The 13,085-nt window shown below is 32.8% G+C and carries 12 protein-coding genes and 1 tRNA gene; 11 read left to right on the plus strand and 2 right to left on the minus strand.

Annotation, left to right across the window (positions count from 1 at the left end; translation table 11 throughout):
- Window positions 1–334 precede the first annotated feature (334 nt).
- Window positions 335–1,585: a TCR/Tet family MFS transporter gene (locus tag QLQ95_RS09640; RefSeq protein ID WP_320494632.1), complete on the plus strand. Its 1,251-nt coding sequence runs from the start codon at window positions 335–337 to the stop codon at window positions 1,583–1,585.
- Between the two features lie 55 nt (window positions 1,586–1,640).
- Here the strand turns inward: QLQ95_RS09640 and QLQ95_RS09645 are convergent, their stop codons facing one another.
- The gene (locus QLQ95_RS09645) at window positions 1,641–2,078 is read right to left on the minus strand and encodes a retropepsin-like aspartic protease (protein WP_095929782.1); all 438 of its coding nucleotides are present in this window, start codon (window positions 2,076–2,078) and stop codon (window positions 1,641–1,643) included.
- Window positions 2,079–2,332: 254 nt separating this feature from the next.
- Between QLQ95_RS09645 and QLQ95_RS09650 the strand changes: the two genes are divergently transcribed.
- The 5 genes from QLQ95_RS09650 to QLQ95_RS09670 all read left to right on the plus strand — a co-directional run bounded on the left by QLQ95_RS09650 (window position 2,333) and on the right by QLQ95_RS09670 (window position 8,390).
- The gene (locus tag QLQ95_RS09650) at window positions 2,333–3,301 is read left to right on the plus strand and encodes a tetratricopeptide repeat protein (RefSeq protein WP_482503587.1); all 969 of its coding nucleotides are present in this window, start codon (window positions 2,333–2,335) and stop codon (window positions 3,299–3,301) included.
- Between the two features lie 131 nt (window positions 3,302–3,432).
- Window positions 3,433–5,079, plus strand: a complete 1,647-nt coding sequence (locus QLQ95_RS09655; protein WP_482503589.1) for a S41 family peptidase — start codon at window positions 3,433–3,435, stop codon at window positions 5,077–5,079.
- A 313-nt stretch (window positions 5,080–5,392) separates the two neighbouring features.
- Window positions 5,393–6,172, plus strand: coding sequence for a TatD family hydrolase (locus QLQ95_RS09660; RefSeq protein ID WP_320494635.1), 780 nt, complete (start codon window positions 5,393–5,395; stop codon window positions 6,170–6,172).
- Window positions 6,173–6,235: 63 nt separating this feature from the next.
- A complete protein-coding gene (locus tag QLQ95_RS09665) occupies window positions 6,236–7,372 on the plus strand; it encodes a 1-acyl-sn-glycerol-3-phosphate acyltransferase (RefSeq protein WP_095929678.1) in 1,137 nt (378 codons plus the stop codon).
- Window positions 7,362–8,390 carry an asparaginase gene (locus QLQ95_RS09670; RefSeq protein WP_428239012.1) on the plus strand — a complete coding sequence of 343 codons (1,029 nt, stop codon included), beginning with the start codon at window positions 7,362–7,364 and terminating at the stop codon, window positions 8,388–8,390. The genes QLQ95_RS09665 and QLQ95_RS09670 overlap by 11 nt, the downstream gene beginning before the upstream one ends.
- Window positions 8,391–8,610: 220 nt before the next feature.
- Here QLQ95_RS09670 and QLQ95_RS09675 read toward each other — a convergent pair whose 3' ends face one another.
- On the minus strand, window positions 8,611–9,852 hold the full coding sequence (locus tag QLQ95_RS09675; protein WP_095929680.1) for an MFS transporter: 1,242 nt from the start codon (window positions 9,850–9,852) through the stop codon (window positions 8,611–8,613).
- Between the two features lie 90 nt (window positions 9,853–9,942).
- Between QLQ95_RS09675 and QLQ95_RS09680 the strand changes: the two genes are divergently transcribed.
- The 5 genes from QLQ95_RS09680 to QLQ95_RS09700 all read left to right on the plus strand — a co-directional run bounded on the left by QLQ95_RS09680 (window position 9,943) and on the right by QLQ95_RS09700 (window position 13,072).
- A complete protein-coding gene (locus tag QLQ95_RS09680; RefSeq protein ID WP_095929681.1) occupies window positions 9,943–10,812 on the plus strand; it encodes a LysR substrate-binding domain-containing protein in 870 nt (289 codons plus the stop codon).
- 61 nt (window positions 10,813–10,873) lie between these two features.
- A tRNA-Ser gene (locus QLQ95_RS09685) sits at window positions 10,874–10,960 on the plus strand.
- 708 nt (window positions 10,961–11,668) lie between these two features.
- A complete protein-coding gene (locus QLQ95_RS09690; RefSeq protein ID WP_095929682.1) occupies window positions 11,669–11,893 on the plus strand; it encodes a hypothetical protein in 225 nt (74 codons plus the stop codon).
- A gap of 65 nt (window positions 11,894–11,958) precedes the next feature.
- Complete coding sequence (locus QLQ95_RS09695) at window positions 11,959–12,255, plus strand: helix-turn-helix domain-containing protein (RefSeq protein ID WP_172426895.1); 297 nt, start codon at window positions 11,959–11,961, stop codon at window positions 12,253–12,255.
- Window positions 12,230–13,072: a reverse transcriptase family protein gene (locus tag QLQ95_RS09700; protein WP_172426896.1), complete on the plus strand. Its 843-nt coding sequence runs from the start codon at window positions 12,230–12,232 to the stop codon at window positions 13,070–13,072. Before QLQ95_RS09695 ends, QLQ95_RS09700 begins: the two co-directional genes overlap by 26 nt.
- The last annotated feature ends 13 nt before the right edge of the window (window positions 13,073–13,085 follow it).

Raw genomic sequence — 13,085 nt, forward strand, 5'->3', positions numbered from 1 at the left:
TTCAATAGAAATTCCAAAGTCCGAAATTGGAATTTCCCCATTAAAATCCCAAGTTCCTTCAATTAGGAATTTGGGATTTTTTTTTATGGATATTAAAATATAGCCCGTGGTTTCAACCACGGGTACACCATGTATATAATACGTCTCCCATGGTTGAAACCACGGTCTATGTTAATAAAAATGATGAATATTGCAGAAGATCAGATTGAAAGAAATCTGCGTTTATTAAATTGGAATTTGGAATTTGAACTTTGGAATTTAAACATTGAGATTTGGAATTTTCCTTTTGTTAATTGAAAAATATGTTTATTTGCATCACCTTACTAAAATAATTATGCTACAAAAAGATAAGTCAGCAGCTATTGGTTTTATTTTCATAACCATGTTAATAGACATTACAGGATGGGGAATTATTATTCCTGTAATACCAAAATTAATCGAAGAATTGATTCATGGAGACATCAGCGAAGCCGCAAAAATTGGTGGCTGGTTAACTTTCGCGTATGCGATAACCCAATTTGTATTTGCTCCTGTAATTGGAAATTTAAGTGATAAATTCGGAAGAAGACCAATCATTTTAATTTCCCTTTTCGGATTTTCTTTAGATTATATTTTACTGGCGTTCTCGCCAACCATTATCTGGCTTTTTATCGGAAGGATTATTGCTGGAGTTACTGGCGCGAGTATTACAACCGCTTCGGCTTATATTGCCGATGTTAGCACTGCTGAAAATAGAGCTAAGAATTTTGGATTAGTAGGTGCTGCTTTCGGATTAGGATTTATCATCGGACCAGTTATTGGAGGGCTTTTAGGACAATACGGATCACGAGTTCCTTTTTATGCTGCAGCCATTTTATGTATGGTAAACTTTCTTTATGGATTTTTTATTTTACCAGAATCCCTTAAAAAAGAAAACCGCAGACCTTTTGATTGGAAACGTGCCAATCCAATTGGAGCTATTTTAGGTTTGAGAAAATACCCAACTTTAATTGGTTTAATTGCCGCAATATTTTTGTTGTATGTAGGTTCGCATGCCGTACAAAGCAATTGGAGTTTCTTTACCATTTATCAATTTAATTGGGACGAAAGAATGATCGGAATCTCATTAGGAATAATCGGTCTCTTGGTAGGAGTTGTGCAAGGCGGATTGGTTAGATACATCAATCCGAAAATTGGAAACGAGAAAAGTATTTACATCGGTTTAGCTTTATATACAATCGGAATGCTATTATTTGCTTTTGCAACAGAAAGCTGGATGATGTTTGTGTTTTTAATTCCGTATTGTCTTGGCGGAATTGCTGGGCCAGCATTACAGTCTGTTGTAGCAAGTAAAGTCGAACCAAACGAGCAAGGAGAAATTCAAGGAACTTTAACCAGTTTAATGAGTGCTTCTTCTATTATTGGTCCGCCCATGATGGCCAATACATTTTACTTTTTCACGCACGATGATGCACCGTTTAAATTTGCTGGAGCGCCTTTTATTTTAGGAGGAGTTTTAATGTTGCTAAGTACAGTTGTTGCTTATTTTTCATTGAAAAAACATGTCACTCCAAAAATAGAAATTAATAATCGAGAAACAGTATAAATCTAAAAAGTCTTCATTTTAATGGAGACTTTTTTATTTAGAACTTGGAATTTTTCTACTTAAGGTACAAATAATGGTTAAAATAGTCAATAATTGCTTTTCCTTGCAATAAAACATCGGCACCAATAATACCGTGAACCGGTTTTGCCTTGTACGATTCTAATGCTTCGTTTACATGCGAAAGATCAAAAATGACAATGCTAAAATCTTTACTTTTCCAGCTGCCTAATTGCAGTTTATTTTGAGACGAAATCTGTGTTGCCATTCCAGTCCCGCCAGCTCCAGAAGCTTTTGTTTTAGAATTTTTTGCAGCAAGTTCAAAACGTTCAATAGACTCAAAACCTACACAAGTATTTGATGCGCCTGTATCTAAAATAAAATTTCCAGAATAGCCATTAATTTTAGCTTTAATTAGTAAATGCTGTGTTTTGGTTATTTTAAACTTTATTTTTTTGTACTTCTCTATTTTGAGAATTTCGTGAAGATTTTCCATTCCTACGTATTGATTGAAACTCAAAAATAAAGCAATTAAACCCAAAAAACTAATGATATGCAAAAGATATAATTGCAAGCCTTTTAGGAGTTCCGAAATATACGGTAGGTCGTTTCTCATTTTATTCCTTTCTTTTTTTTAGCTTTTTAATGAAGTTTTTTTTGATTATATGCAGTTGATTATAATGTGGTTACCTTTTGTTTTTTAAGATTTTTAGGATTCTTTTTTTTAAATTAGCTATAAAATGCTTTTTTATGGATCTAAATACAATTCATCCTGATCAAAAATATATCGACGGACTTGCTGCAAATGACTCGGTAGTAATTGAAATGATATATAAAAAGTTTGCGCCCAAAGTGGTCCAGTTTATAACCAATAATTCTGGAGACAAAGATCAAGCGCAGGATGTGGTTCACGAAATCATGGTTTTGCTTTTTAATCAGGCGAAAGCAGGAAAACTTCACCTAACATGTCCATTTGATGCCTATTTTTTCTTGCTCTGTAAAAGACGCTGGCTAAACGAACTGAAAAATTCTGCCCATAAGGATGTGACAATTTATGAAAACGTGGTATCTGTTAATGAATCTGCTCACGAATTGATTGCTCAAACAGAAAAATTTGAAGAAGAACAAAAGCATTATGGAAACGAAAACAAACTGGAAATAGAGGATAGAATTGCTTTTGAAGAAAACCTGACTAAAATTTCCGATAAATATTTCAATAAAAAGAAACATAAAACAGCGTCGCTTAAACCTTGGTATTTTGCCGTAGCAATTTCTATAATTGTAATGTTCGGATTGTTTTTCTTCGATTATAGACATTATCCTAATTTTGAAGATTATAACCATCCAGAAAGTGCTTATTTTACAGAAAGAGGGGTTTCTGAAGCAATTTTAAAACAAGCAGAAAATAATTTTAACGGAAAAAGATATGATACCGCGATTCCGATTTTTGAAATGATTTTAAAAGAAAACAATTCAGACGAAATAAAATATTTTTATGCTGTTTCATTATTGCAGGTAAGCAAATACGTAAAAGCAGAAACCATTTTTAAAGAATTGGAAGCTGGAAATTCTATTTACAAAGAAAAAGCAAAGTGGAATCTGGCTTTATCTAAGCTAAAACAAGGAAAATATAACGAATGCAAAGCCATTTTACAGACTATTTCGCAAGACTATGAAGGCTATGATGAGGTAGAACAACTGCTAGAAGAATTGGAATAAAAATTAATTATTAAGAAAAATTTTATCTCTTTACGGAAAACCTCAATCGAATTTGGAATTTTAGTTCTAAATTCGATTTTCTTTTTTAAGGAATAGCCCAAAATCAATTTAACCTAACCATTAAAACCAAAATGAAAAAAGTTATCCTGTTGTTTCTTTTTATTTGTTCGCAAACCATTTTTAGTTTCAATAAAATTACCGAGACTGAAAAGTTGGCTGCGACTTGCAAAATTTGGGGTTTCTTAAAATATTATCATCCAAAAGTGGCTAATGGAGAATTGAATTGGGATAATCAGCTTTTGGAGAAATTGCCATTAATAGAAAAAGCACAAACTAAAGAAGAGTTCTCTTTAATCTTAGAAAATTGGATTGATGATTTGGGACCAGTAAAAGAAATTGCTCCAATTGTTACTCCAAAAGAGGTTAAATTTTTTGATAAGAACTTTGATCTAAGCTGGTTCAATGACAAATTGTTTTCTAAAAGGCTCTCAAAAAAATTAAAATTTATCGAAGAAAATAGATTTCAAAGTAATGAAGAATTTGGACCAAGTTTTGACGGTTTTAAAAACTTAAAAAACTATTTTAATCTTGATTACACTAATAAAAATTCAAAGTTTTTAATGTTTTATGCGTATTGGAATGTGGTAGAATATTATTATCCATACAAATACATAATGGATCAGAGATGGGATAAAACTTTAAATGAGTTATTGCCTTCTGTTGTTGAATCCAAAACACCAGAAGATTTTTATAAAGTATTGAGAAAAGCGGCTGCAAAACTCAATGATACTCATGTCCAGTTTCATATTTACCCGTCTGAAACAGCAAAAAAGAGTTTTTATTATTTTCCAGCAACAGGTAAAGTAATAGATGAAAAATTAGTAATTACCGAGATTTTGGGAGATAGTCTTGCAGAGGTCGACAATATTAAAATTGGAACTGTAATTACTAAAATAAACGATAAGAGCATTAGAGAAATTATTGAAGAGAAAAGAGATATTGTTTCTGCTTCAAACGAGGTTGCTTTTCTGGATAAAGTTCTGCGCACAATTTTAGTGAGTGAATCTGAAAAGGTAAATGTAGAATTCCTGAAAGATGGAAAATACGAAACAAAGTCAATGACTTGGTTTAACTATCACGATTCACATCGAAATGAGTATAAAAAAGGAGCACAAATAAAGAAAGATAAATTTAAACTTTTGGACAATAATATTGGTTACGTAAACATGGGAGTTATTAAACCCAAAAATGTTCCTAATATGATTGATGCTCTGAAATCGACAAAAGCTATAGTTTTTGATATTAGAAATTATCCAAATGGAACTTTTGGAGAAATTGGTAATTTTTTGAATTCTGAAGAAAAAGAATTTTGCCTTTATACCTATCCATATCCAAATTATCCAGGAAAGTATATTTGGGAAGAAGGAAGAAAAGCGGGATTTGAAAATAAAGACAATTACAAAGGAAAAGTAATTGTATTGCTTAATGAAGATTCTATAAGCCAGTCAGAATGGACGGCGATGTGTTTTCAAACAGCTGGGAATACCACAATTATTGGAAGTCAGACTGCTGGAGCGGACGGAAATGTTTTTGAATTTGATTTTAGTGGCTATCATACTAATTTCTCTGGTATTGGCGTTTACTACCCAGACGGAAGAGAAACCCAACGTATAGGAATCGTACCCGATATTGAGGTAAAACCAACAATTTTAGGTATTCAACAAGGCAAAGATGAAGTTTTGGAACGGGCTTTGCTATATATAGAAACGGGAAAATAAAGCCTCGTTTGTCATACTGAAGAACGAGGGGTCACACTAGCTGATCGAGAGAAAAAATGGGGGTTTTCTTTTCGACGCTTCTTGTGAGGCCCTTTGTTCTTCAGAATAACAAAAATTAGGTGATTATTATTCTGACCTTTGTCAAAGCTCCAAGCTTTGACAAAGGTTTTTTATTTTTAGGCATTTATAAAAAAGAGAAAATCAGTTAAAATCAGCGTTTTCACGAAAGTGAAATCCGTTTTATCCGTGTCCCATTTACGAAATTGCTATTCTTTTATTATTGTCGTAATTTTGGCGCTTTAAAATTATAGTCTTGAATTCAACACCAATTATTACCGATACCCACACGCATTTATATTCTGAAGAATTTGATCAGGATCGTGACGCCATGATTCAGCGCGCAATTGATGCCGGAATTACTCGTTTTTTTATTCCAGCAATTGATGCCGCCGCTACGCAGTCTATGTACGATTTGGAGAAAAACTATCCCGAAAATGTATTTCTAATGATGGGTTTGCATCCCACCTACGTAAAAGATAATTATCTGGAAGAATTGGCGCATGTAGAAGCAGAATTATCTAAAAGAAAATTCTATGCTGTCGGCGAAATCGGGATCGATTTGTATTGGGATAAAACCCATTTAAAAGAACAGCAAATCGCTTTTAAAAGACAAATTCAGTTAGCAAAACAATATAAATTACCCATTGTAATTCATTGCAGAGAAGCTTTTGATGAAATCTTTGAAGTGCTAGAAGAAGAAAAATCTGAAGATTTATTTGGGATTTTTCATTGTTTTTCCGGAACTTTAGAACAAGCAGAACGTGCGATTTCCTACAAAATGAAATTAGGAATTGGCGGCGTTGTTACTTTTAAGAACGGAAAAATCGATCAGTTTTTAAATCAAATCGATTTAAAACACATCGTTTTGGAGACAGATTCGCCGTATTTAGCTCCGATTCCTTACAGAGGAAAAAGAAACGAAAGCAGTTATTTGGTCAACGTTATCGATAAATTAAGCGATGTATATGGTGTTTCTACAGAAGAAATTGCAGCAATTACAACCCAGAATTCTAAAGACGTTTTCGGGATTTAACTTGTACCTTACAAAACTTTAATTTTTTTTTTGTTCTTTTGCCCACTTAAACCCAAATAAATAATGCAGAGATTTGATGCCATTCGACCGTTTTATGATTCCGAAATAAATGAAGCACTTCATGGTGTAGTAAATCATCCTATGATGAAAACCATGATGAACTTTACTTTTCCGGATGTCGAAGATGAGGTTTGGAAGGAACAATTAAAGAAAACACATTCTATTCGTGATTTTCAATGCAATTTTATTTACAATACAATCCAGAAAGTTTTAGAAAAAAGTTCTGAAGGTCTTACAACTTCAGGTTTTGAGAAACTAGAACCCAATACTTCTTATCTATTTATCTCGAATCATAGAGATATTCTTTTGGATACAACATTATTAAATGTTTGTTTATTCGAACATGGTTTGGTGATGACTGCTTCGGCAATTGGAGATAATTTAGTAAAGAAAGCTTTCTTGGCAACTTTAGCAAAATTAAATAGAAACTTTTTGGTTTTAAGAGGATTAACGCCTCGTGAAATGCTGCAAAGTTCAAAGTTGTTGTCTGAATATATGGGACAATTACTCCTTCGCGAAAATCGTTCGGTTTGGATTGCCCAAAGAGAAGGAAGAACAAAAGATGGAAATGACGAAACCAATCCAGGAGTTTTAAAAATGATCGGAATGGGTTCTGACGAAGAAAACTTAATGGATTATTTTAAGAAATTAAAAATTGTTCCAGTTTCTATTTCTTACGAATACGATCCTACCGATGTTTTGAAAATGCCGCAATTAATGGCAGAAGCAAATAATGAGGTTTACGTAAAAGACAAAAATGAAGATTTCATGACCATTTTAAGTGGTATCATGGGAACGAAGAAAAGAATACACATTTCTGTTGGCGATGTTCTAGATACAGAAATCGATCAGATTGTGGCTGAAAACGATAATGCAAACAAGCAAGTTCAAGCTTTGGCACAAACTATTGATGATGTTATTTTGAAAAACTACCAATTATGGCCAACAAACTTTATTGCTTACGATATTTTAAACGAAACAGACAAGTTTGCTCACAAGTATAAAGAAAGCGAAAAGCAGCTTTTTGAGCGTCGTTTAGAAATGCGTATCGGAAGCGATAATCCTGTGACAAGACAAGGATTCTTGGCTATGTATGCTAACCCTGTTGTCAATAAATTGAAATACCAAGATGTCATCTAAAGCAAAAATATTATTGGTTTATACCGGAGGAACTATCGGTATGAGCAAAGATTTTGAAACGGGAGCACTTAAAGCCTTCAATTTTGGTAAATTAATTCAGAAAATACCAGAAATTAAACAATTGGACTGCGAAATTGAATCAATTTCGTTCGAACATCCAATTGATTCTTCTAATATGAATCCCGAAATGTGGACAAGAATTGCCACCATTATCGAGGAAAATTACAATACTTACGACGGATTTGTAGTGCTTCACGGATCAGATACCATGTCGTATTCGGCTTCGGCATTAAGCTTTATGCTCGAGAATTTGGCCAAACCAGTTGTGTTTACAGGCTCGCAATTGCCAATTGGTGATTTGCGTACCGATGCAAAAGAAAACTTGATTACAGCAATTCAGATTGCTTCTCTTCAAGAAAACGGAAAACCGGTTATTACAGAAGTGTGTTTGTATTTTGAATACAAATTATACCGCGGAAACCGAACTTCTAAAGTAAATGCAGAACATTTTAGAGCTTTTACAGCGCCAAATTATCCTGAATTGGTAGAATCTGGTGTTCATTTAAAATTAAACAAGCATTTATTTCTTCCAATAAATAAAGATGCAAAGCTTATTGTTCATAAAAACTTAAACAACCACGTTGCGATTATCAAAATGTTTCCTGGAATGAGTGAAATTGTTCTAGCTTCCATTCTTTCAACGAAAGGTTTACGAGGAATCATTCTGGAAACCTATGGTTCAGGAAATGCTCCAACAGAAGATTGGTTTTTAAACCTAATAGAAAAAGCAATCAAATCTGGAATGCATATCGTAAACGTAACACAATGCTCGGGCGGAAGCGTGAATATGGGACAATACGAAACCAGTACAGCTTTAAAATCGCTTGGAGTGATCTCAGGAAAAGACATCACGACAGAAGCGGCAATCACTAAATTGATGTATTTGCTTGGTCATAATATTCCTCAAAACGAGTTTAAAGATATTTTTGAAACTGCACTTCGCGGGGAGATATCTTAAATTTAAATTACAATATTTTAAAAATCCCAAATTCCAAAATCTAAAGTTGGAATTTGGGATTTTTTTATTTAAAAAAATTTCACTTAACCGTTTCATTTTGTCATCCTGACGGAGGAAGGATCACACAAGAAACTCGACAAAGATGGGTTATTTTGCATGCGGAGTTACTAGTGTGATCCTTCCTCCGTCAGGATGACAAAATGCAATTGGAATTTAAAACTTAAAACTTCGAATTTTTATAAGTAACCGGGCAAGTTTCCAAATCTTCGATTGCTTTATGTTTTTTGTAATACAAATAAACGATTACAGAAATAATACAGATAATTCCCTGAACAGCGACTGTAGCTCTTACACCTAAAAAGTGAGAAACATATCCAATAATTAAACTTCCCACAGGAATCATTCCTTGATAAGCCATCATGTAGTAGCTAATGCTTCTTGAGCGCATATTGACAGTACTGTGAGTCTGAATGTAAATGTTGATAGAAGAAGTTTGTCCCATCATTCCAATTCCGCTTAAAGTCATACAGATCAATGCAATTGTAATACTGCTTGAAAGGGCCAGAATAATTACGCTGAAACCAAGAAGTAAACTTGCTGAGATCATCAATTTGTTCATGTTTTCAGCAGATTTTAGATTGGCCAAATAAATTGCAGACAAAACAGAACCAATTCCGGCAGCGCTTTCAAACCAGCTGAAAGTTTCGGCATTTCCGTTAAAGATATCTTTTGCAAAAACCGGCATCAAAGTATTAAAAGAAATGACGAATAAACTGCTGCAGGTAAGCATTAAAAGCATTCTGGCCATTTCGGTTTCTTTTTTTACATAATCTAAACCTTCTACTAAATCATCTAGCATATTCAGCTTATTTTCGGCTTTAATATGTGGAGTGATTTTCATCATCATTAATGAAATCAAGACAGGAACATAACTCACGAAATTTCCAATAAAACAGATATCTTCTCCATATTGATGCAAGATAATTCCAGCAAGAGCAGGACCTGCAATTCTGGCAAAATTATTCATGGTAGAGTTTAGCGCTACAGCATTCGGGAGATCTTCTTTATTATCAACAATATCAATCATCATGGTTTGACGGCACGTCATATCAAAAGCATTGATAATTCCCTGAATAAGACTTAGCGCAAGTATAAAATTGATATTGTAAATTTTAAGATAAATTAGCAAGGCTAGAGCTCCAGCTTGAAGCATTGCCAAAGATTGCAATACCATCATCGCTCTATGTCTGTCATAACGCCCAATAATGCTTCCTGCTAAAGGTGCCAAAAACAAAGACGGAATCATACTTAAGAAAGTTGCCAAACCTAATAAAAAAACAGATCCTGTAATGCTGTAAACCATCCAGCTTACTGCTGTTTTTTGCAACCAGGTTCCGATAACGGATACCGATTGACCGTAGAAAAATAATTTGAAATTTTTTGATTTTAAGGCTTTAAACATGACTCTAAATATTTAATACAAAGGTCGGGATTATGATAGCATTAGAAAAATTAATAATTTTACTGATAATAAGTAGTAAAACTTATCAATATGGAGATTTATCAACTGCAATATTTTATCAAAACAGCTGAGGTTTTGCACTTTACCAAAGCGGCAGAATTATGTTTTGTAACCCAATCGGGACTTTCGCAACAAATTAAAAAACTCGAAGAAGAACTTGGTTTGCCTTTGTTTAAGCGAATCGGCAAAAAAGTGCAATTGACAGAAGCAGGTTCGGTTTTTTTAATTCATGCTAAAAAAGTAGTAGAGAATGTAGAAAACGGAAAACAGGCCATTGAGGATTTAAACGAAATGATTGGTGGCGAATTACGTATTGGCGTGACGTATATTTTTGGTTTATTGATTTTGCCTGTTGTGAATGCATTTGCTAAGAAATACCAAAATCTCAAGATTATTGTCGAGTATGGAACTACTGAGGTTTTAGAACAGAAGTTAATTGATAACGAATTAGATTTAGTATTCGTTATTTCATCACACGAAATTGAAATGCCGATTCAGAAAGTGCCATTATTTACTTCAAATATGGTTATGGTGGTTTCTAAAAATCATGCTTTAGCCAATTTGGACAAAATTGCTTTTAAGAAAATAGAGGATATTCCGCTGATATTGCCAGGGAAAGGATCCAATTCGCGAGAATATGTCGAAGAATTGTTTAAAAAGTTTAATATGAAACCAAAAATTTCGATAGAGCTCCAGTCTATTCACGCATTATTGCAAATGGTAGAAAATAGCGATTGGGCCACAATTGTAGCCGAAATGGCTTTAAAAGATTGGGATAGCCTACAAGCCATTCAAATTACAGGAGTTTCTACAAAGAGAGATTCCTACATGCTGACAATGGGAGGTTACCAGAAAAAAGCCGTAAAACTATTCATGGAAGAATTTAAAAAAAGCATTTAAAAGGAACTTACGTTTTACTTTTGTAAAGTCAGTTTTTTTTGTGTTATTTGCAGACCAAATTAGAAAGGTGTCCGAGTGGTTTAAGGAGCTAGCCTGGAAAGCTAGTATATGGGTAACTGTATCGAGGGTTCGAATCCCTTCCTTTCTGCGAGTTTTTAATTAAAAATAATACCAAACCTCGAAATGTATATTTCGAGGTTTTTTTATTAAGATTCTCTTAGTGCCAGATTTTTTGATACCTCTAGAGAAATTTACGTTTTTTTGTTTTAATGTATTGAAGTTTAATAGTCTGCGCGGTTTGAGTTGTAAAGGATTACTTGACAACTGAATTTCTCTTTTCTAAATAAGAAAACCTCAATTTATTTTTGATGGTATAGTTTTTCTAATTCTTAAGTGCTAATCTGTTGATTTTAAGTGATTTGTTAAATTTTTTGAAATTTTAACATATTTTTTATTAACTGTCAGTAATATATTTCTATATTTGCATCATAGTTCTTTGAAACATGTTTTGAAAGTTAATTGCTAAATGGAGAGTTTAAATTTTTGTTCATTTTCTTGAACAACCCTTTACAGGGATTTAGGACACAATTATCTAAAGTTGCTGAACGCTGTCGACGCCCCCTGAAAAGAGCGCCGCTGTCTTTATCGTGAAAGGAAAGGAATCGAGAAATCAATTCGATTATGATCAAAGGAAGTTTTAAGTGAATAAGGAGATAAATTGATTGTTACTAAAGTTTCTTTTTTTTAGAAGCAGAATTTTGAAGTGGTGCCTAGAGAGCATTGTCTACGCATTTAGTAATTAACGAGTGTTAAATAAGCAGATAGCAACGAAGCTATTACTAAAAACTTAAATAATATGTCAAGAATTTCAAGACTTCAAAACATCGATGGATTAATAAATGCTTTAACCATCGCAAAGAACCAGTGCTCTCTATCGGAGAATGATGTTAATTTATTAAATGATGCTGTAGTTAAATTATATAGATTAAGAAATAAAAAAGGATTGACTGATAAGAATTACAAATCTGAGGTATCAGATATTATCGCTCTTCTAATAAGATTTTTTAATTTAATGCTATAAGCATGATTTTAGAAACAATATCGCTAAATTCCCGACACCCCTTTAATTTTTTTAAACTAATTATTATGAATATAGGTCAAGTCATCAAAGGCGCAAGAAAACAGAAGGGGCAAACTCAGAACGAGTTTGCTTTATCTTGTGGAATCACTCAGACATATCTTTCTCAAATAGAAAATAATTCAAAGGAGCCCAATTTATCGACTTTAAAAGTTATAAGTCAAAAGCTTGATATTCCTTTGCCCATATTGTTTTTTATGTCTTTAGATGAAGAAGATGTAGCTCCAGAAAAAAGAGAAGCTTTTGCAATTATAAATCCATCCGTTAAATCCTTTATTAGTGAATTCTTTAGAGATAAAAAATAAATTGTTTTTACCATCAATTATAGGTGAGAAAAGTAAAGATCTTGATGAGATTATACAGTCAATAGATAATCATTATAGAGAGCGTATTGAACAAAAAATTGATAATAAAACGGGAAAGCCTAAAACATACTTAGATGGAACTGTTAAGGAGCGAATAATTCGACCTTCAAAAAAAAGATTGAATCTTATTCAGTCAAAAATTAAAGATAGAATTCTTTCTAAAATTGAATTGCCAAAGAATGTGCATGGTGGAGTGAAGAGAAAGAGTAATATAACAAATGCAAAACCACATCAAGGCAATAAATATGTTTTTGTAACAGATTTAAAAGATTTTTATCCTTCAGTTAAATCGAAGAAAATTCACGATTTATTTATTGAATTAGGTTATAATAAACAGTTTGCTTTTTATATGACTAAATTAACAACTTGGAAAGGTGAACTGCCACAAGGGACTCCGACAAGTACACATCTTTCAAATATATTTTTTCTTAAAACAGATTATGAGCTTATAAAAATATGTGAGGAAAATGATATTACTTATACTAGATATATTGATGATTTAACATTTTCATCTCCAAAAAACTTTCAACACGTAATTCCAACTCTTTTAAGTATAGTGAAAAAAAGTGGATTAAAAATTAGTTATAGGAAAACAGATTATCAAGGAAAACAAACTGTTACAGGAGTTAGGGTGATGCTTTATAAAATTGATGCACCTCAAAAGATAATTGAAAAAGCAAATATGGAAATTGATAATCATCCATCATGTAAACCTTTCAGTAATTACGTTGAGAATATAAGAAAAACTAATCGATAAATTCTTTATTTGA

The sequence above is a fragment of the Flavobacterium sp. B330r genome (genome assembly GCF_056824325.1).